Origin of the sequence: Actinopolyspora mortivallis (assembly GCF_003001495.1) — a bacterium.
Classification (GTDB): domain Bacteria; phylum Actinomycetota; class Actinomycetes; order Mycobacteriales; family Pseudonocardiaceae; genus Actinopolyspora; species Actinopolyspora mortivallis_A.
In genome coordinates this window covers 1-20639 of record NZ_PVSR01000011.1, presented here as the reverse complement: position 1 = coordinate 20639, position 20639 = coordinate 1, and the positions used below count along the sequence as shown (strand labels likewise).

14 protein-coding genes and 1 pseudogene are annotated in these 20639 nt (G+C 60.5%); 6 read left to right on the top strand and 9 right to left on the bottom strand.

Annotation, left to right across the window (positions count from 1 at the left end; all coding sequences use genetic code 11):
• Nucleotides 1–40: 40 nt before the first annotated feature.
• From CEP50_RS09140 to CEP50_RS09125, 4 genes are all read left to right on the top strand, one after another.
• Nucleotides 41–373: a VOC family protein gene (locus tag CEP50_RS09140; RefSeq protein WP_106113511.1), complete on the top strand. Its 333-nt coding sequence runs from the start codon at nucleotides 41–43 to the stop codon at nucleotides 371–373.
• Between the two features lie 64 nt (nucleotides 374–437).
• Complete coding sequence (locus CEP50_RS09135) at nucleotides 438–1121, top strand: YczE/YyaS/YitT family protein (RefSeq protein ID WP_106113510.1); 684 nt, start codon at nucleotides 438–440, stop codon at nucleotides 1119–1121.
• Nucleotides 1121–2338 (top strand): MFS transporter, encoded by a 1218-nt coding sequence (locus CEP50_RS09130; RefSeq protein WP_106113509.1) that lies wholly within the window; start codon nucleotides 1121–1123, stop codon nucleotides 2336–2338. Before CEP50_RS09135 ends, CEP50_RS09130 begins: the two co-directional genes overlap by 1 nt.
• A 163-nt stretch (nucleotides 2339–2501) precedes the next feature.
• Nucleotides 2502–5240 (top strand): ATP-binding protein, encoded by a 2739-nt coding sequence (locus CEP50_RS09125; RefSeq protein ID WP_106113508.1) that lies wholly within the window; start codon nucleotides 2502–2504, stop codon nucleotides 5238–5240.
• Between the two features lie 64 nt (nucleotides 5241–5304).
• Here the strand turns inward: CEP50_RS09125 and CEP50_RS09120 are convergent, their stop codons facing one another.
• The 5 genes from CEP50_RS09120 to CEP50_RS20095 form a co-directional block, all read right to left on the bottom strand.
• Nucleotides 5305–6249 (bottom strand): hypothetical protein, encoded by a 945-nt coding sequence (locus CEP50_RS09120; protein WP_146134776.1) that lies wholly within the window; start codon nucleotides 6247–6249, stop codon nucleotides 5305–5307.
• A 62-nt stretch (nucleotides 6250–6311) separates the two neighbouring features.
• Nucleotides 6312–6935, bottom strand: a complete 624-nt coding sequence (locus tag CEP50_RS09115; protein WP_181188299.1) for a DsbA family oxidoreductase — start codon at nucleotides 6933–6935, stop codon at nucleotides 6312–6314.
• A gap of 691 nt (nucleotides 6936–7626) precedes the next feature.
• Nucleotides 7627–7902: a hypothetical protein gene (locus tag CEP50_RS19850; RefSeq protein WP_146134774.1), complete on the bottom strand. Its 276-nt coding sequence runs from the start codon at nucleotides 7900–7902 to the stop codon at nucleotides 7627–7629.
• A gap of 1867 nt (nucleotides 7903–9769) precedes the next feature.
• Entirely contained in the window at nucleotides 9770–10264 is a 495-nt protein-coding gene (locus CEP50_RS19845; protein ID WP_146134773.1) for a hypothetical protein, read from the bottom strand.
• Nucleotides 10265–10693: 429 nt separating this feature from the next.
• The gene (locus tag CEP50_RS20095) at nucleotides 10694–11395 is read right to left on the bottom strand and encodes a hypothetical protein (protein WP_181188304.1); all 702 of its coding nucleotides are present in this window, start codon (nucleotides 11393–11395) and stop codon (nucleotides 10694–10696) included.
• Nucleotides 11396–11413: 18 nt separating this feature from the next.
• Here CEP50_RS20095 and CEP50_RS20880 point away from each other — a divergent pair, with 18 nt between their 5' ends.
• Nucleotides 11414–11728: a hypothetical protein gene (locus CEP50_RS20880; protein WP_219905403.1), complete on the top strand. Its 315-nt coding sequence runs from the start codon at nucleotides 11414–11416 to the stop codon at nucleotides 11726–11728.
• On the opposite strand, the gene CEP50_RS19835 is transcribed toward CEP50_RS20880, so the two are convergent.
• Nucleotides 11679–12089 carry a hypothetical protein gene (locus CEP50_RS19835; protein WP_146134770.1) on the bottom strand — a complete coding sequence of 137 codons (411 nt, stop codon included), beginning with the start codon at nucleotides 12087–12089 and terminating at the stop codon, nucleotides 11679–11681. The genes CEP50_RS20880 and CEP50_RS19835 overlap by 50 nt on opposite strands.
• 1628 nt (nucleotides 12090–13717) lie before the next feature.
• Here CEP50_RS19835 and CEP50_RS20875 point away from each other — a divergent pair.
• Nucleotides 13718–13885: pseudogene (locus tag CEP50_RS20875) on the top strand (transposase family protein); the annotation flags it as partial.
• A gap of 488 nt (nucleotides 13886–14373) precedes the next feature.
• Here the strand turns inward: CEP50_RS20875 and CEP50_RS09095 are convergent.
• The 3 genes from CEP50_RS09095 to CEP50_RS09085 all read right to left on the bottom strand — a co-directional run bounded on the left by CEP50_RS09095 (nucleotide 14374) and on the right by CEP50_RS09085 (nucleotide 19953).
• Nucleotides 14374–14721 (bottom strand): immunity 8 family protein, encoded by a 348-nt coding sequence (locus CEP50_RS09095; RefSeq protein ID WP_181188297.1) that lies wholly within the window; start codon nucleotides 14719–14721, stop codon nucleotides 14374–14376.
• Nucleotides 14721–19520, bottom strand: a complete 4800-nt coding sequence (locus tag CEP50_RS09090) for a polymorphic toxin-type HINT domain-containing protein (protein WP_219905402.1) — start codon at nucleotides 19518–19520, stop codon at nucleotides 14721–14723. The genes CEP50_RS09095 and CEP50_RS09090 overlap by 1 nt, the downstream gene beginning before the upstream one ends.
• 163 nt (nucleotides 19521–19683) lie before the next feature.
• Entirely contained in the window at nucleotides 19684–19953 is a 270-nt protein-coding gene (locus CEP50_RS09085) for a hypothetical protein (protein WP_106113503.1), read from the bottom strand.
• Between the last annotated feature and the right edge of the window lie 686 nt (nucleotides 19954–20639).

The following is a 20639-nucleotide window of genomic DNA, read 5'->3' as shown; positions in this document are numbered from 1 at the left end:
CGCGCCGGAACGCACCCGAACCGGAAAAGGAAGCACGACAATGTTCGGAAAATTCATGGTCCGCCTGGTCAAGTGCCAAAACCTCGAAGCGATGGCGGTCTTCTACCGCGACAAGCTCGGGCTCACGGTCACCAAGGACAACATGCCCGAATGGATCGCCTTCGACGACGGCATCGGCGGCGAGTTCGTCCTGGGCAAGGCCAGCCCGATCGGCGACGCCACGGTGACACTGGCCTTCACCGGTTCCCCCGATCTCTCGGCCGCCCGTCAGGCGCTGATCGACGAGAGTCCCACCGAGATCGCCGGGCACGACACCGGGAAGAGTTTCTGGGTCCAGGACCCCGACGGCAACTACGTCGGTTTCGCCGACTGACACGATCTGCCCGACGCGGTCCGGCGCTGCGCGCCGGACCGCTTTCCCGGAAGCGGAGAACCACATGTTCGGCACACGATCAACCGCCCCCTCCCTGTCGTGGCCCGCCCCGACGCGGCTGACCGGCTACCTCCTCGGGTGTCTCGTCTTCGCCGCCGGCGCGTCCCTGTTCATCCACTCCGAGCTGGGAGCCGACCCGCTGGACGTGCTCTCCCTCGGCATGAAGGAACACTTCCCCGTCACCATCGGACTTGCCCAGGCACTGATAGCTCTGCTGTGCATCACGACATGGTCGCTGTGGAACAAGCGGCGGCCGGTCGTGAGTCCGTTCGTCACGTTCTTCCTCTGCGGCAGCCTGATCGACCTGATCCTGCTGGGAAACCTGTCCGCCATCCCCCCGCTGGTCGCGATCGCGCTCGGGCCGCTGCTGTGCGCCTACGGTTCGGCACTGATCATCATGAGCGGCATCGGCATCCGCGCCATGGACCTGCTGGTCATCTCCATGGTCACCCGCTGGAAGTTCCCCTTCTGGGGCGCCAAGATCGCCGTGGAGGCCGTGCTGCTGGGCGTCGGCTATGTCCTCGGTGGGCCCGTCGGTCTCGGCACTCTGGTCTTCCTGATCTTCGTCGACGGCCTCATCCAGCCCTTCATGTCCCTGAACAAGCACGCCCTGCGGATGACCAATCACGGGCTTGCCGCCCCCGCTCCGGTCGAGACTCCGCGCCCCGCCCCCGCGGGAAAGATCTGATGGCAACGCACCGGAAAACAGCCCTGGTCACACTGCTGCTGGCTTCCACGCTCGCGGTGATGGCCGGCGCCATCCTCACGCCGGTCCTCGAAGTGATACGCGGCGATCTCGGTGTCACCGGAACCGCCGCCGGCCTGATCATCACCGCCCACGGTCTCGTCATCGCCCTCAGCAGCCCGCTGTGGGGATGGGCGATCGACCGCTGGGGGGTTCGCCTCCCCCTAGCCGGAGGACTCGCGCTCTACGGCCTCGCCGGCGGCGCCGGCGTGCTCACCTCCTCCTACCCCGCGCTCATCGCCTCCCGTCTCCTCTTCGGCCTCGGAGCGGCAGCGGTGTTCACCGGCACCACTGTCGCCCTGTTGAACCTCTTCCGCGGGGAGGAACGCGATCGCGTGATGGGGTGGCGCGCGACGGCCACCAGCCTCGGAGGGGTGCTCTGGCCGCTGCTGGGAGGTGCCGTCGGCGGCTTCTCCTGGCACGCGCCGTTCGCGATCTACCTCGTCGGCGTCCCCCTCGGGTTCGCCGTGCTGGGGCTGCCGTTCACGTCGAACGAGGAGGAAGGCCGCGGCGCTCGCGTGGCCCGCGGTGGGACGCTCCGGTTGTGGCGCCGACGTCCCCTGCTGCTGGGCCTCTACGGAATGCAGCTGGTCACCGCGGTGCTGATGTATGCCTTGATCGTGTTTCTGCCCCAGCGCCTGTCCCAGATCGGGATCGAAGCACCGTTGCTGGTCTCGCTGTACAACGTGACCATGTCCGCGGTCATGAGTCTGGTCGGTCTGGTCTACGCCACGATGCGCGCCCACCTCGGTTACGAGACCCTGTTCAGGATCACGTTGACCAGTTGGGTGGCGGCCTTCCTGCTGCTGGCCACCACGAGCCATCCACTGCTGATCGCCGCCGCACCGGCACTGCTCGGTCTCGGCCAGGGTATCGCCCTGCCCGCTATCACCTCGTTGGTCGGGGACACCGCACCACCACAGCTGCGCGGGCAGGCGACCTCGGTGTTGGGGACGGTGACCTTCGCCGGGCAGTTCGCCTCACCGCTGCTGCTAGGTCCCCTGGTCAGAGCCACATCCATCCCGGCGGCCTACCTGGCCTCAGCGGGGGTGGCCGGAATCGTGCTGGTGTTGCTGCTGGTTACCCGCGTTTCGTGGGACTCCCCGCCGAACGTGGAACCGGCACCGTCGCCGGAGCCCGTCCGGCCCGTCACGAGGTGATCCGCCCCTCGGCCCATGCCGGCGTTCCACCGCACGGACGTGGTCCCGTACGTGACCGGCGCTGCCACCGTCCGCCGCCCGTTCCGGATACGCTTGGATCCAAGATCGTCATCCGCCCGGGGAGGCGAGAGACTACCCGACACCCCTCCGAGGTAATCCAGTCATGCTGTACGGACGGACAGAGGAAATGGCCGCGGTCGAGCGCGTACTCGACGAAGCCCGGGCCGGCCGGAGCGGCTGTCTGGTACTCCGCGGCGAAGCCGGCATCGGGAAGTCCGCGCTGCTGGAGCACGTCGTCGCGGCCGCGGGGGACATGCGTGTGCTGCGCAGCAATGGCATCGAGGCGGAGGGCGAGATCCCGTTCGCCGGTCTGCACCTGCTCCTCGGAAGGGTGTTGGACCGCGTGGACACACTGCCCGGAGTGCAGGCCCGGGCACTGCGCAGCGCGCTCGGCCTGGCCCCCGCCTCCGGTGGGGACCGGTTTCTGGTCGGCCTCGCCGTACTGACCCTGTTGGCCGACCTGGCCGAGGAGAGTCCACTGGTCTGCTTCGTGGACGACGCGCACTGGCTCGACCAGGAGTCTGCCGACGCGTTGCTGTTCGCGGCGCGTCGTCTTCAGGCGGAGGGGGTCGTGCTGCTCTTCGCGGCCCGGGACGTCCACGCGCCGGAGTTTCCCGCCTCCGGACTGCCGGAGCTGCGTCTTTCCGGGCTGCCCCGTTCGGCCGCTGTGGAGCTGCTGTCCGAGAGCACCGTCGAGTTGTCCCTGCAGGCCCGCAACTGGGTGCTGAACGAGGCACGCGGCAACCCGTTGGCCCTGCTCGAAATGCCCGCGGCCCAACGCAGCGACACGATGTACGTCTCCCCGTACAGCGCGAGGGCCCTGTCCACTCCCAACAGAATTCAGCGGATGTTCGCCGAGCGGATCGCCGCCCTTCCGGAAAACTCCAGGAACCTCGTGTTCGTGGGCGCCGCCGAGGAGACGGGGGATCTCGCGGTCATCCTCGAAGCGGCGAGAGAGCTGGGGGCCTCCGTGCACGACCTGGAGCCGGCCGAGCGGAACCTCCTGGTCCAGGTGGACGGAGACCGCCTGGTGTTCCGTCACCCGCTGATCCGCACCGCAGCTTATCACGATGTTCCGACGAATCAGCGGATCACCATCCACCGCGCCCTGGCCCGGACGCTCGACTCCCCGGCGCGATGCTCGCCGACCGACCTTGACCGCAGCGCCTGGCACTGGGCGGCGGCCACCACCGGACCGGACGAGGACGTCGCGGCGAAACTCGAACGAAGCGCCGAGCACGCCCGGGCACGCGGTGGCTATGCCACGGTCGCCACAGCCTACGAACGTGCCGCCGCACTCAGCCCGCGCCCCCGAGACCGGGGACTTCGGCTGGAGGCGGCGGCCCAGGCCGCGGCTGATGCCGGTCAACTCGACCAAGCCGTGGCCCTCGCCGAGGAGGCAGCCGGCCACACCACCGACGCCGTGGCCCTGGCCCGGATGACGCTGATCCGGGCCTCCGTGGCCGACGAACAGGACCAGTCGAAAACAGCGCACACGATGCTGGTCGAGGCGGCCTCGAAGGCCGCCGAGCAGGACCCGGACACCGCCGGTCGGTTGTGCTTCCACGCGGCGGTGGCCGCCTGGAACGCCGACGACATCACGGCTGTGGAGCGAACCGCGCACAAAGCCGCAGACCTGCGACTTCCAGGGACTGAGCGTGTCCGCGCACTGACTCGGGTGATCGCGGAGCAGAACCGCCACGCGGACGAACGCGCCGCCGACGGCACCTCCGCGCTGCGGGAGCTGGTGGACAACATGGACTCCGGAAGCGGTCTGGAACGGTTGCGGGACCGGACCAAACTCGGCTGGTGGCACCTGCTGCTCGGGGAGTTCGAGACCGCGCACGAGCTGGCGACCACCCTGGAGCGCGAATGCCGCGACCGGGGCGCGATCGGTGTGCTCGCGCTCGTGTTGATGCTGCTCGCCCGGACGCAGCTCAGCATCGGCAAGCACCACGAGGCGTTGGCCAGCGCATCCGAAGGAGTGCGCGTCGCCGAGGACACCGGGCAGAACAGGGTGCGTGTCTATCTGTCCACCGTGCTCGCCCAGCTCGCCGCCGTGGCGGGGGACGAACAACGGTGTTGCTCTCTCACCGAGGAGGCCTTCTCCCGGGGAATCGCTCCGGGGACCACGCACGCCGCAGGAGCCCGTAGCCTGCTCGATCTCGGTCTGGGCCGCTACGAGTCGGCGGTGGAGCGGATCGCGGGTGTCGTCGCCGGTCGCCATCGTCAGGGCGTGCTCAGCAGCATCCCCGATTTCGTCGAGGCCTCCGTCCGTCTGGGACAACCGGAGCGGGCGCGGGAAGCCCAGGACTGGTACCAGTCCTGGGCCACCGACCTCGGGAAACCGTGGGCACGGGCGATCGCGTTGCGCTGTCGGGCTCTGGTCGGTGACGACGTGGACGCCGAACAGCGCTATGTGCGGGCAGTCGAGCTGCATCAGCAGGGTGGTAGCCCCTTCGACCGCGCCCGCACGGAACTGCTTTACGGCGAATGGCTGCGCCGCGCCCAGCGCCGCAGCGAGGCGCGGACGCCGCTGCGCTCCGCCCTGGAGGTCTTCGAACGACTCGGTGCCGATCCCTGGACGGAACGGGCGCGGATCGAACTGCGCGCCACCGGCGAGAGCATCACCCCGTCGGGGGGCGAGCCCGACCTGCTGGGGAGGCTGACACCGCAGGAACTCCAGGTCGTGCGACTGGCCGCCAGGGGGCTGAGCAACCGCGAGATCGGAAACCAGCTGTTCCTCAGTCCCCGGACCGTCGGTTACCACCTCTCCAACGCCTACCCCAAGCTGGAGGTGGCCTCCCGTCGTGAGCTCGGTCGGCTCGACCTGTTCCGGTGAAGCGAGGAGACCAGGAGGGGGGTGGGGCCGCTGGGCCGGCCCCACCACGTGTTCCAAGACGTCCCTACTCGACGTGGATGATCTCGTACTGCCCCTTGGTCCCGAGCCGGACCCCGTCGTCGGCGTCCTTGATGAAGGTCAGTACGGCGTAGCGACCCGGTTTCAGCGGCACCTGGAACACCGCGGACTCATCCGAGGACAGCGGCAGCACTCCGAGCCCGCTGGAGGGGTCGACCGGGGGATTCGCCGGAAACTCGCCGTCATCGCCGAAGGACTCGAAGAAACTCTGGAGCCTCTCGCGCGTCACATCCTGCCCCACGGGGAAGAACACGGCCTCGTTGATCTGCTGGTCCATCCTGTTCACGAATCGCACGGGGCAACCGGCTCGTACTGTCCCATGCACTTCGAAACGAGGCCCCACACCGGCGACCGTCCTCGACACCAGGGTCGCCGTCGCCCGCGGAACGTCCCCCCGCGCCGTCCCGCTCACCACGAGTTCGGCGTGACGGGGTTCCGAGGTGCGCACGACGTCCTTGTAGTCGAACAGGACGTAGCTTCCCGTCCGCAGTCGCTGGGTGAAAACCCCCGGCTCCCCCGGGTGGATGACGACACCGCCGAGCAGCTCGGCCGAACGGTTCAGCTCGGCGCTGCCCTCGACGATCTTCGAGGGATCACTGGAGAGGGTCCGCTTCAGGGCGAGACGGAAACGCTGCCACGAAGCACCCTCGCGCAACCGGGCGAGCCCTATCCATCCGGAGTCCTCCGCTGTCGTGTCCACCCGGAACGTGGTCGGTCCGGGTGTGGTGGACTCCGGTGCCCGCAGCGAGTCCGCGGTCGAGGAGACCCGGAGCGTGCGTGTCTCCCGAACACTCGTCGGAGAGGTTCGGTGTTCTCCTCCGGTGTCCACCGCGGCCTCCGCTACCGAGGAGGTACCGACTCCGCTGCTCAGCAACAGCAGTCCGGCCGCCGCGACCCCGAGGGCGTGGCGGAACATTCTCGAATTATTCACGGTGTGGCTCCGTACTCGTACGTGGTTGTCGAAATCAGCTGCTTTCCGTCGTTCCGGAGAAGTCAGCCTCCCCTCCTGGAGGGGTCGGCTCCGCGCAGCGCACCGAGAAGCGCCTCCGTCGGCTGGAATCCGGTCAGTGTCTCGCCCCCCTCGAAGCGGAACACCGGGATTCCGGTGACCCCCGAGCTCTTGACCTCGTCCAGTGCGGCGCGCACTTCGTCTGCGGAAACGCTCGGCGCGGTGACCCCGACCTCAGCGGCCAGTCCGGCCAACGCGTCCGGATCGCCCACGTTCACACCGTCCGTGAAGTGCGCGCGGAAGAGCCGCTCGACCATCGGCTCGCCCAGTCCCTGGTGAGACGCCGAGGCGATCAGACGATGCGCCTCGAACGTGTTGGTCGCGATCGCACGGTCGTAACGCAGCTCGATTCCCTCGTCGGCCGCCACGGCGGCCACACGCTTCGTTTCGGCGGCAGCGGCCTCTCCGAACCCTCTCCGCAACGCGTCGAGAACGGGTTCTCCCCGAGAGGACACGTGCGGGGCGAGCTGGTAGGGGCGGAACGAGAGTTCCGCCTCGCCACCTTCCGCACGGTACTGGGAGAGCGCGTGAAGCAGACGGTTGTAACCGAGATAGGACCACGCGCACATGACATCCAGAACAAGCTGGACTCGTTTCGCGGTTGGCACTTCCCCACCTTTCCTTGTTCCACCCGGGACCGTCATCCGTCGGTCGGACGCGGTGTCACGTATCACTACCCGGTTGATCCTAGTAATTCACCCAGTCCCCGAAAATGATCGACGCATCAATTCCGCGTCAAATCCTGGTGAGAGGCCAGAAAAATAAGCCGCCCCGTGCAGAAACATCGACCGCGGCGTTCTCCGCCGACATCCCCGCCCAGCCCCCTTGCCCTGGTTCCGGAGGCGGCACGAGGCCTCTCTCCACCGAAGCCCCTCCGAGGAGACCAGTGGGTTGATGTCCGCGTCTTCGTCCGGATCCGCCCTCCGAGAAAGAAAGAACACCAACCTCTTTTCGTTTCGTTGATCCCCGACAACGGAGGACACGTCGACCCCCGACAAGCCGTGCTCTTCCCACAGCCAGCCGAGTAACCCCCGGATGAGGCAGTCGATTTCCCAGAGCGGTGGAATGCCCTTGGACCAAGGCAGGAGGCCCGCCGGCAGTGGGCGCGAGGTGATCCCATTGGGTCAACCCCACGTACTCGCCCAACCAGCACAGCGAGCCCTCACACCTGCCTGTGGTATCCGGGCAAAGCAACGGTCGTTCCTCGACGTACTGCTCGTTCATGACCGAAAAGCACGATACCGGAAAGACCATCACTCCTCGCGTCAATCCTCACCAATCACCGCACACGCATAACCTTCAGTAGATATCTTTATATTTTTCAACGTAGCCAAAGAAAATTCTCAACGCGGAAATATCGCGCTCTATCAAAAGATCATGATGATCCTCGTCTTGCACCATTTCAGGATATCCAAAAAAAACCCAATTCTCCCCTTCGTCGTTTTTCAAGTTGCCGACCTCCCAGTCCACCGGCAGAGAATTATCAATCAACTCAAACATATCAAAAGGATACCAATCAGGCCATTGATCATCATCCACAATAAGAATCGTAGCTCCTATTTCGATAAATCTCACGGAATAAACCGTATACGAACTCCCGACTGTCAGCGGATAATCAATAGTGTTCGGAAAATACCTTTCATTCCAACGCGGATCGATCGAATTAGCTTTTTCGTCTACACACTTTACCCGCATTAAAAACACCTCGCGCTTTCGCGGAACACTGAGGGTTATGCACTGAACTGCTTACCAGGTCTCTTGGAGTCGTCGGAGCCCGGTAATGATGTGGAGTATTCGTTGACGATGAACGAGTGAGAGGCGATATCGGCTGACGGGGACGTTCCAGTTTTTCAGGCGGGCGACGGCGCGCTCGGCCGGGTAGCGTAGGAACGCTATCGTCGCGTTGTCTTCCTCTCTGTCGGGATCGATTTTCCGTTTTCGGTGTGGTGTGGAAAGATCTCCGAACATGTCAGGGTGACGCGCCCTAGGAAGTACTGTAGTTTGGCATCAAGGTCGTGGCGTACTCTTCCGAAACAGTCCGTTTCGCCGGGGCCGGGTATACGTACGTCTTCAACGCATCAGCGACCTCCATGAAAGGCCCGTACTGCGTCCACCATTCGTTCCGCACATCACTTTCCGGAAATCCCTGGAACACAGCTATCTCATCATTCCTTTCTCCCCAGCACCCCCACTTACCGGAGCGACCGCTGATAGCGACGACCCCCGCAGACTTCGCGATCGATCCCAATATTTCACCATTAGGCTCGCAGCCGACCAACTCCCAATAATCCTATTCCTCGGCGTCGACTGACAACGACAGAGCAGGGTACATCCGATACTCAGGAAAGTAGAAATTCTCGCAGGACGGCTCTACAACCAACAACTCTATGTGGCTGTCCCCATTCCATCGAGCCAACTCGCGCAGCGTAGGCCAAAGTTCCGTAGCGAGAACTCCGTAGAACTCACTGAAAAGTGAATCACCTTGATTCTTCTTAAAAACCTGGTCCGGCAACCTGAGGTCCAGGTTGAACACAGCAGAAACACATGAATATATACTTTGATATTCCCCTCGATCGAATGCGATCGAACCCGCATCAGTCATCAGTCAACTCCTGGTCTGATTTTGATGTCAGCTCTCTTTGAACCTGGCATGTAATAGTCTGCACCCCACCCATCATGAATTTTTTCTTCCTAAAGAAAAGGATGTCTCATCCTATCTTTTTCATGCACAAAGTTCAACCCTTTTTCCGTTCTACTCCAACCATCAACAGCCGGGTCTGGGCCCACTGACGGGTGTCGGTAACCTCGACCAACTCACCGTCAGAAGTGCGGAGCTCGTCGCGAATTTTGAGCGTCGCGACATCACCCCACCGTCCCGGTCATCCCCCAGAACGGGTGCTCGGGCGGATCGGTGGTCCCGGCGGTTGGTGCCGGATGAGTACTCGGGGAAGTTGGTTCACCCGTTGATTCCGGAGATCGCGCAGCGGCCACAGGGTGGCAGGACAGCTCGGAACGGATGACGGTGCAGTTTTGACCGCACTCGTGGATCCATGCTGACCAACGGATGTGCCTGGTCAGACCTGCCACCCTCGTTCTCCTGCCACGGCCCACGGTACACCGCTGGTTTCAGCAATGTCCCTAGGCCGGATGTTGCTTCGGCTGCACCGAACGGTGAATGAGCTCGACACTCAGGGCGAGATCGAGCAGGTCACACCGTGGTCAATCCGGCCACGGTGAGCACACAAAAACACGTACCGACATCTGCGGCGGCAACGAGGGATCCGTTCGTTGATCATCCATCCGTGCTACCCGCGACACCAACCAGCCCGTACGCTGTATCGTCGAACACACCCCGGGCTCTGCTACACCAGTTCCGACGCCTGGCCACTCCCTGGGAATACCGCACCGACCTCCACCACGGCTTTCTGACCCTGAATATTATTTATTTGAATACAGGATTCAACCAAATAGAACACAATTCACAATCTTCTACGCCAAGAATCACCCCCGTCGCGATCTTATAATTTTTCCGGATGGGATATTTTTTGTTTGTGACGCACAGCAAATTGCTTTTTCTGTCAAAGTACGACACCCACTCTTTTGAGTCAGGCAAATTTATTGAAACGCCATTCGCGATCCTTCCCTTCGAGATATAGTAAACAGCTCCATTCGAATATTCTGGCACCATCAAACTCAAATTTTCCCATTGGAAATATGGATGATATCCCCACACAAAAAGACATCTACCAGTTTCTGATTCAATTTCCACTTGGAGTGTACCTATTTGCAAACTGGCGACACCTCCTTCGCCGAAAGAGGTACTAAAGGAGTACAACTTTTTAGGTTTGAAACAAAAACTAAGATCCTCCGTTGCGTAATACAGATTTCCCTCCACCGGTTCTTTGTTTTCGGCAACAGCAATCATTTTATTTACCACCAGAAAAATTGTGGTGCATTATTGTGTTTCTATTTGCGCCAATCACTAATTCCCACGTTCTTTCGCTTCCGTTTAGACTACCAGGAGTGTCCCAGCGAACAGCACCCGGGAGGCCGGACGGGTCATTTTTTGGTTTACTTCCACGCATAATATCTCGAACCGTCATGTCTGACTTCATAAACGGCCTCCTAAGCTTCCCACTAAGGTGCCTATCGCGAAAATGGATTTTTTGGGCGCGAGGTGATCCCATTGGGTCAACCCCACGTACTCGCCCAACCAGCACAGCGAGCCCTCACACCTGCCTGTGGTATCCGGGCAAAGCAACGGTCGTTCCTCGACGTACTGCTCGTTCGTGACCGAAAAGCACGATACCGGAAAGACCATCGCTCCTCGCGTCAATCCTCACCAATCACCACACACGCATAACCTTCAGTAGATATCTTTATATTTGTCAACGTAGCCAAAGAAAATTCTCAACGCGGAAATATCGCGCTCTATCAAAAGATCATGATGATCCTCGTCTTGCACCATTTCAGGATATCCAAAAAAAACCCAATTCTCCCCTTCGTCGTTTTTCAAGTTGCCGACCTCCCAGTCCACCGGCAGGGAATTATCAATCAACTCAAACATATCAAAAGGATACCAATCAGGCCTTTGACCATCATCCACAATAAGAATCTCGACCCCTATTTCGATAAATCTCACGGAATAAACCGTATACGAACTCCCGACGGTCAGCGGATAATCAATAGTGTTCGGAAAATACCTTTCATTCCAACGCGGATCGATCGAATTAGCTTTTTCGTCTACACACTTCACCCGCATTAAAAACACCTCGCGCTTTCGTGAAACACTGAAGGTATTGCATTCGTTAGCATGTTTGTGGAAAGATTGTGTACCCGTTGGGCGTGGGCTCATTGGTGGGGCGGTGGCCTCAACCAACTCACTGCCTGGGGCTCGTCGCGGATTTTGAGCGTCGCGACATCGACCCACCAACCCGCTCATCCCCAGAACGAGTGCTCGGGCGGATCGGTGGTCGCGGCGCGCGCCCAAAAAGAGGATCGATATCCGGGCCCAGCCCCGTTGATCGAGGCACGTCCGGCTCGACGCTCCACCCTGCTGACCGATCACGCCGGTCTCCCGCTGGCGATGGCGGTCTCGGCGGCCAACACCCACGACAGCAACGGGACGAAACCCTTGGTCAACGCGACCCCGAAGGTCCGTTCCCGGCGGGGCCACGGCGAATCCTCCACCATGCTCCACGCCGACACAGCCTACGACGACGATGCGCTGCGCACCTGGCTCCGGCAGCGAACAATCACACCACGCCTCGCCCCCACCTGCCCCTCGAACCCCGCCACACGCTCGGCCGCCAGCCTCACCTGCTACACAAAACACCCACACAAGACGCACTCTAAGGATATCCACATGAAGAAGTTTTGCTTGCTGGAATCTTATATTTGATTGCTATTTCCTTGTCAAGAATCACAACTAGAGCATCGGGCATGTACGCCAAACCCGATCCTTCATCCTCACCCAGAGCAACCACCAGGCTCACATCATCAGAAAACACGAAGTGATACGACCAAGGCATTTGCGCACATCTCTCATTTGGGACATGCCAAGCCAAATTAATGTCCGAAACCGGCACACCAATAAATTTGTTCCAGTCGGCACGACTTGTCACATCAACAGGATGACCAGGAAAAATAAATCTCTTTTCTTCGGAGGTTCTAAAATCCGATGCTATGCCCTCATTAACACCATCCATATCCCAGTAAAGGGTCAGCACTGACCCGCTTTCCATGCTCAGTTCAACGGCCATGTCGACTTCGTGAACTCTATCCGCCCTATGCCCTTCGGGCCACCTTTCTTCCCGGAGCACCACGTAGCGAACCGTTCTCACCACCTCCCCAGTGAAACACCCTCGAAGCTCGGCGAGAACAACGTCATCATCTTGCCGAACATCCCATGGATGGATTACCAACATTTCCAATGTCTCCCAAAGTACGGGAACTGACCATTGGCGTCGAAAGTCGCACCTATTCCGCGACCACCAGCTGGATCCGGCATGACATACCGATAACCGCCAGCGAAGTTGCCGGATTCTACAGGATAACTAGTCGTTTTCGGATTCGTCAAAATATCATCCAGCAGGTCCTGCCCAGCTGATTTTAATTGTTTACCTGGAACCACGGGGAGATCTCCTCGTTGCATATGCTTCTGACACTCACGTCCTGCATGAGTTGTTTTTCCCTTAGCCGCACGCATCCCGCTCTGAGAGAGAGCGTCCAGATCAGGACAGCCACTGGAGTTGCGAACGAGGAGGTCGGTGTTCCCCGCAGTGACATGGTAGGTGTGGATGCCGGCGATGGACAGGTTGTGCACCCGCCGGGTCTGGGTTCACTGACGGGTGTCGGTGACTCCGACCAGATTATTCGCACCGTTCCCGGTAATCGTGGCCACGACCTTCGCGGAGACAGCAACAACACCCCGACCTCCCCAACCGTCCGCGAAACCACCAATATCCCAGAAATATAGAGCAACGATTTTCCCTTGATGTGCGCATACCTCCGCACGAAACAGGACTCCGGAAAATCGTTGCTCTTATGCCACCACGCTCACCTGGAAATCATCTAACTGAACCACAACTCCCTCTCCAGCACAGCGAGCGTGACCCCGACAAGATCGACTTTCCAGTCAAGCTCTTCGTCACTTTCCCGGAGCATCTCGATTCTCCACGTCACGGCTCGACACTCCTTTCAGGATCCTCCTCCTTCAATCGCTCATCAGCATTAATAGCAAAATCCCCAAATATTTTCATACTTATTGTACGCAGCAAGTTAACCATGCGATGTGGATTTCGGCTATGGATATTAAGAGGGAAATCAGAAAGTATCGTTGCTCCCGCCCTCCTTTCTCGCCAGTACCACGCGGCTATATCGAACCAAGGATTTCAGAAAGATAATTTACTCGCACTTAATAAATGAAGGTTATGCAGGTGTGGTGATTAGTGGGGATAGACACAAGAAGCAACGGTCTTTCCGGTATCATGCTGTTCGACCAAGGACAAACAGTATGCCACGGAAAGACCGTTACGTTACGAGGATACAACAGGGTTGAGTGAGGACCAGCTATGCTGGTTGGCTGAGTGGATCAGCGGGTTGATTCGATGGGACCGAGGAACACGGTGCCTGTTCATGGCTCTCGTGGTGACGGTGGAGTTCTATCGGAGAAAATCTGACCAAGAAACAATTGGCGGCGTTCCGAAATACGAGCCAGTCGACGATGTCGCGGGTGATGCGTCGGATTGATCTCGTCCTGGCCGACACGGTGGACGAGGCACACGCCACGCTTGAGGAGTTCCACGGACGAGTCACCCTCGTGGATGGTGCACTCATCCCCACTGGAAATCGTCGCGATCAGAAAAAACTGTATTAGGGAAAGCATCGACGCTACGTCGTTCGTCTTCAACTGATCACCGATCTCCGAGGGAACCTTCTCGCGTGTTCGGAGATCTTTCCCGGGGCCACCCATGACCTCACGGTGTTCCGGCACTCATCACTGTACGAGACGCTCAATCACACCAACACCATCGGCGATCTCGGGTATCTGGGATAGTGTTATCACTCAACTCACCACAGCACTAAAAAACGGAAAACTCGACCTCGATAGAGAAAAAGTCAATACTACGATAGCTTTCCTGCGCTACCCGATCGAACACGCCGTCGCCCACATGAAAAATTGGAATATCCTGTCCACTCGATACCGCTGGCCACTCGTTCATCGTCAACGAATCCTCACATCATCATCGGACTCCGGCAACTCCAAGAGACTTGGTAAACAGCTCAGTGCATAAGCTTCAATGGATATATGACGAATTTCTTATATAAGTGCTTCTGCGTTTTTCCCTGTCCATCAATTCTTGACTCTTCCCGAAAAACATGATGTTTATTTCACACATCCGGATCGATGGAACGCTGTTTGGATCAGCCTAAAACATTTTTCTAGCGGAGCTCCTGCCAGTACAGCACATTGATCCTGTTCAATTCCAGGAGCTCCGCTAGTCATATGAGTACCATTAATAAATTGTTTTCAATTAAAATAAGTCAATATTCCTCAAATTCCCAGCGACCTATCCTACTTATCTTTTTTGCCATATCCTCCCAGTCATAAGACTCAAAAGATTCGACAATTTTTTCCAAAAAATTTTTTATCGAATTCAGCGAATATTCTTCCACAAGCAACAATCCTCTACCAACCAAGGGTCCATTGTTACTCACCCACCTGCCAATCCATTTAGAAGTACAGACAAAAACTTCGAACGATTCTTGAGACTCTTCACCTCGAGGTCCAACATATATCTGCAGCAAAAATCCAAAATCTCCAGGATTTTCCGGAAAGAATTCGTCCAAATCAATATCAGGACTAGTATAATCTTTGATCGTCGCCCTCATCATCTCCCCCTTATATCAAGATGCCCATTAGCTTGCCACTTACCCCGCGGAGAATTTCTGTATTCAAAATTGGCTTGCATCTTACCAAGTCTTGGCTTTTCAGAAGGAACTCGAAACTGTCGCAATTCATCCTTGCTTAGAAAAACATCTTTTTTTCTTCCTGTGACTTTATATCCTTCTCCAACCCAAGACCTTCCTGCTTTCATGGCCTGGTCGTATGTTGCTTCGCCAAGACCAAAGTTACCTTTACCGGAACTAGCATCACGCAGAATCCCACTTATTTCAGCATCATTATATAGCTCACAGTCTCCCTGGTTATGAACGAGCAGGTCTGCCTGTCCCGCTCGGACATGGTAGGTGTGAATGCCGGCGATGGACAGGTTGTGCACCCGCCGGGTCTGGGTCCACTGACGGGTGTCGGTGACCTCGACCAACTCACCGTCAGAAGTGCGGAGCTGGTCACCGTTTCGCAGTTTCTCGGCGTCGACCCAACGGCCCCGGTCGTCCACCCAGAACGGGTGCTCATCGGTGGCGATGACCACCCCGGTCTCGTCCCCGGCCTCGCCGTCGGTGTCGACGGTGACCTCGACCAGATCCTTCTCGCCCTCGCCGGTGATCGTGGCCACCACCCGCTTAGGTTCGGTCTTACCTGTCTGCGGATCGGTGGCCATCACCCGATCCCCGACATCAACCTCCTGGATCGGCTGATGCGAGCCGTCGGCCATCAACACCGCCGTGCCCGGAACGAAACTGTTCGGCACACACCGGGGCTTGCGCCGCGAAGTCAGTTTCTTCCACAGCCCCTTGGCAGCGTTCCAGGCACGCTTGCCGTACTTGGTCAGCGTCGCGCCCTGACCCGCCCCGGGAACCGCTGCCGCGCACGAGAGCGTGGCGTCAGTCTTCTTCCCCTCGGCGGCATACCACGCACAGTTGGCGCCATCGGCGACATTGCCGACCAGCGGCACCATCCCCGCCGCGTCCAACAAGCCGTGCCCGACCTCTTTGAGCGTCGGCAACCGCGAACCGTTGTCCGGCTTCTCCTCCCTGGCACGAGCCCCGGAAACTCCACCGGCACGGCGCTGGGAACCACCGCCGCCGACAAAATGCCGATCAGAGCCCTGATCCCCGTAATGCATCATGGAGTTCAGGACGTAATTCAAAAAATTGAGCACGAAGTTCGGGACGAACGGAATAAAGAACTTCCCGCTGGGGTCCGAGTACGTCGCCGGATTGTTGTTGCCGTAGGTGTAGCCGTGCATCTGCTGCGGATCGGTCAGATCCATGACCGGATCCACGGAGATGAACCGTCCGATGCTCGGGTCGTACTGCCGCACACCCAACGTGGTCAGCCCGACCGAGTCATCGATCGTGCCCCCGACGAACCCCTTCTCCCCGGGGAACTCGGTCTGATCGCCGCGGGAGGCCCCGAAGGGCAGGAACCGTCGCCTGGTGGTTTCCAAGGACTCCGCGTCGATCGCCAGCTTCGAGGTTCCCTGGTGGTCCGAGGCCAGCCAGGTCAGCCCCTCGCCGGACTCGCGCATCGCCACGGTTTTGTCACCGTGTTGGTAATAGCGCGTTGCCGACAGCTCTTCGCTCTCGGCATCCAGCCGTAGTTGCTGGCCGTCCAGGTACAACGTGGTGCCCGACGGCGAGCGACGCAGCAGCCGCTGGCCGTCCGCGTCGTAGACGAACTCGGTGCTGTTGCCGTCCGGCGTGGAAACCCTGGTCAGATTCCCTCGTGCACTCCACTCCAATGTCTGGTCACGACCACTCACCTTCCGAGCGGTCATGTTTCCGGTGGCGTCGTATCCGAACTCACCGCTGGTCGTGCCGTCGGTGGACACCGAGGTCAACGCGTGCCCCTGGTCATAGGAATACTCGCGAACGGTGTCTCCGGCGGCGGAGTGACGCGTCTCGGTGAGCCGGTTGCCGACCTCGTCGTAGGTGTAGGAGCGCCAGTACGGCGCGGGGCCACCCAGATCCTCGGTCGTGGGATCCTGCGAACACCGCGAACCCGTGGTCCACGCCTCGGTCAACCTACGCAGGTGGTCGTACCGGAAGCACTGCACATCCGGCACACCACCACGCGGCTGATCCGCGATCGAGGTGATGTTGCCCGCCGGGTCGTAGGAATAGGCCAGATCGGCCTGCATCGGATCCGGCACCTCGGCGTCCACGATCGTGCGCTTGGTGCGCCTGGTGTGCTCGTCGTAGTAGTACGACTGCCACACCCGGTTGCCGACCTCGCCCATCTGGACACGGGCGAGCTCACCGTAGGAGGTGTAGCGGGTGTCGGAAACGTACTCGGGATCGTCACCGATCGTTCCCCACGTGGTCAGGAGATTGCCGAGATCGTCGTGGGTGTGACTGACGGTCTCCTCGGCCAGTCCGCCCACGGACGAGTACGTCCTGCTGTCCTGGGAACCGTCCGGGGCGTACTGGAAATACGAGGTGTAGGTCCCGGCGAGCTTTCCTTCGGAGTCGGGGATGACGGTTTCGGCCTTGATCGGATTGCGTAACGGGTCGTATCCCGCGAATTTTCGCTGGTAGGCGTTACCGTCTATCCAGCGTGTCGCGACCGCCAGTTCACCCGTGCCCTGCAGGGCTGTGTCGTACTCCCACTCGGCCAGTTTGGGCCCGTCGCGCGAACCCGAGTGTGTGGCGGTCTTACGCCCGAGTTCGTCGTAGGTGTAGACGAGCTTCTCGCCGCGGGCGTCCGTCTCGGCCACCAGCTGGCCGGCCGCGTCGTAGGAGTAGGTCGTGGCCCCGCGATCCGGGTCCTCAGCCTTGGTCTTGTTCCCACGCAGGTCATAGGTGTAGCGCCACGTGTTCCCACCCGGATCGGTGACCGTTTCGAGCTGTCCCGCGTCCGTGTAGGTGTAGCTCGTCGCGTCGTACTCACCGGTGGGTGTGGGCTCCTCGTACTGGCGAAGCTCGATCTTGCGCCCACGAGCGTCGTTGATCGTGGTAGTGGCCGTTCCGCCCTGTGGCGGGGTGACATGCTTGCGGTCACCGCCGTAGCCGTACTCGGTGCGCCACTTCTCCACCCCGCCGGCCATGAAGACCTCGGCGGTCTTGCGCCCGGCACCGTCGTATTCGATGCGAGTCAACGCGGGGATGTCACCAGCGCTTCCCGCCCGCCACAACTTCTTGTCCACCGGGTTGTCGTTGAAGTACGGCTCGGTGGAACGGTAGACACGACCGTGTGAGTCATAGTGCTTCTCGGTGATCAGCCTGCCCCCGCCGGACGCCTGGGTCTGGGTCTGGCGCAGGTGCAGCAAACCGTCGTAGATCTTGTTCGTCACCGTGTAGTTGCCGGAAGCGTTGAGCTTCTCGGTCGTGACGACCACCGGTTTCTCGCGGGCGACACGATACTCGAACCGGTAGTTCGGACTCTCACTGTCCGCCCGTTCACGGTTGGGCAACCACACCGCCGTCTTGCGCGCCAAGGTGTCGTAGCTGATCTCGGTGACACGCCCGTCGGGACCGACTTTGCGTTGCGGCTTGCCCGACTCAGGAACCAGTGTGATGGTGTTCGTGTGCCCGGCGGGGTTGGTCACTTTCTTCGAGGTCAGCGGCCCACCCAGCTCCGGGGTGTAGCTGTTGGTCGTGGTACGCCCCAGCGCATCGGACTCGGTCAGTATCCGACCGTGAGGATCGTAGGTTTTCCTGGCCGTGGTGATGTAGTCCGGGGAACCCGCGCTGTAGCCGGACAGTTCCTCGACCCGTGTCGGATTGCCGGAGGTGGGTGGGTCACCCACGTTTCCGCCGTCATAACTGGTGCGGGTGTCCGACACCGCGTCCTGCGGAAACGTGGGTTCCTGTCCGCAGGTCACCGAGTTGGTCCACTCGCGCTTCGGCAGATTGAGCAACCAGCTCTCGGTGTTGCGGGCGTAGCTGGTGTGTTCGCACAGATCGTCGGTGGGATCGTCCACATCGCCGAGATCGTTGACCCTGGTGACCAGCCCCTGCTCGTTGTAGCTGGTCACGGTGCGGGTGACACGTCTGCCACCGGTTTCCAGCGGTGTGTAGGTGGTCTTGGTGCCGGGTTTGACCACATAAGCTTCGAGATCACCATTCTTGGCTGTCGGCCCCTGCCAGGTCGGCTCGGTGATGGTCTTGTCGACCACCGGCCCGTCCTCACCGTTGTAAGTGACGGACTCGTACTCGAAACCGCGCAGCCACTCGTGGTCGGTGTGTCTGTTTCCCTCCGAGTCGGTGACCTGAACCTCACGTTCACCCCCGTCGGGAAGCGCGTCACCGTCCATTCCCCGGAAGAAGTGCTTCTCCGTCAGGGTCACCGGCCCGTCCTCACCACTGCCGGTACGGATCCGGACCCGACCGAAACCGCGGAACTCGTTCCAGCTCCGGTCCTCCTGGGAGGTCACTGCCGAGGTACTCTGCGCCCAGGCGGCCCCGTCCAGATACTCGTACTTCGTGACGGAACCGGCCGTGCTGCCGATACGGTCGTGTTCGGTGATCGACTCGACCACGTACTTGTGGAAGTAGTCGGTGCGCTTCGAGACGTACGGTGCCGACCAGGTGACCGGGAAACAGCGCAGGGTGTTCGTTTCCGGCTTGTCCGGCATGGTCACACCGTGCTCGCACTCCGGTTCGGCGTACTTGACCGAGAGCACCCCACCCACTTCGGAGACGATCGCGCTGATGCGATAACGGATCAGCGCCGCGTGCCCGTCCTCGGCGTAAACCCTGTTGGGCTTCGGAACACCTTCGAAGGTGACCTCCGGCAAACTGATCGAAGAACCGCCGATGTGGCCGGTGTGCGTGATGCCGTCCAACCACAACGCGGGTGTTTCGCCATCTCCCGGGTCGGGAAACTCGTGCCGCAGGGTCCAGGAGTCCGCATCGGTGAATCCGGAATCCGTCCGAACCTGAGTGGTGATCTTTGACAGGCGCTTGGTCGTCCAGAAGGTCGGCGAGTTCTGAATATCCTTACAGGAATCACCGGTGCATTCGTGCTCCCAGGGGACGTCCGGCCAGTTCTCCCACCTGTGTGGTGGGGGTGGTCAGCTCGGTGACCTTCACCCGGGAATCCTGCCGAGCGGCCGCCCTGGACGCGGCCGCTTCGGTCGCCGCCGCCGTGATCGGCTCGGCTGCGGCGGCTCGTGCGGTGACACCGATGGACTGACTCAACGGAGACCCCAGCACTGCGAACACCAGGAGAGTGACCCCCAGTGATCTGAACAGGCGTCCCTGAGGGGACGTGCGCACTCGACTACCTCCCACGTGCTCCTCGGTCTCGCCGACGGCAGACCGATCAAGACAGACCGACAGACAGCATCGAGGCAGCCAGAAATATGAACAATACTCATTTTGAGCACGGGGGAATCCGACGTTCGGAGCAACAAAACAGACCTTCGAGTCGCTTTACACGAGATGTGGTTCACGAAGTTGCCGATTCGTGATCACGAAGACACGATCATGTCACCTTAAAACTCAGCGAGACGACCCCGTCGGAGATCCCGTCACGAGGAAGGACCAAGCGCCCCGGCCCCGCTGTGGTCCGCTCCGACGGTTCGCGACGGTCGGCGCACACCCGCAGGACTCACGGCCTCCGCCGGGCTCTCCGACGCGCGGTGAACACGGGCGGAACCTCCTCCTCACCACGGTCTTCCATCACCGTGAGCGACTCCCCGTCTCCGACGAGGGTCGACAGCACCGGGAAACGACCGAGTACTCAGGGACGTGGCCGGGGATCTGAGTATTCGTACTGTTCCCGCACAAAGGCCTCACACACCATGTTGAAGACATGTCCGAGCCGGATCCCCCCACCCTGGAAGCGGTCGCCGAGGAAATCACCGAGATGAGCCGACGGCTGGACCGCCTCGCCGGTGCCGTGCGGCCGCGGACGAACCCGCCTGCCCCACCCTTCCCCGCGGAACAGCGCTTCCCAGCAC

Coding starts and splice junctions, on each gene's coding strand:
- CEP50_RS09140 (WP_106113511.1), top strand. CDS start 41: ATGTTCGGAAAATTCATGGTCCGCCTGGTCAAGTGCCAAAACCTCGAA.
- CEP50_RS09135 (WP_106113510.1), top strand. CDS start 438: ATGTTCGGCACACGATCAACCGCCCCCTCCCTGTCGTGGCCCGCCCCG.
- CEP50_RS09130 (WP_106113509.1), top strand. CDS start 1,121: ATGGCAACGCACCGGAAAACAGCCCTGGTCACACTGCTGCTGGCTTCC.
- CEP50_RS09125 (WP_106113508.1), top strand. CDS start 2,502: ATGCTGTACGGACGGACAGAGGAAATGGCCGCGGTCGAGCGCGTACTC.
- CEP50_RS20880 (WP_219905403.1), top strand. CDS start 11,414: ATGGCGGTCTCGGCGGCCAACACCCACGACAGCAACGGGACGAAACCC.
- CEP50_RS19835 (WP_146134770.1), bottom strand. CDS start 12,089: ATGGCCGTTGAACTGAGCATGGAAAGCGGGTCAGTGCTGACCCTTTAC.
- CEP50_RS09095 (WP_181188297.1), bottom strand. CDS start 14,721: ATGAGGGCGACGATCAAAGATTATACTAGTCCTGATATTGATTTGGAC.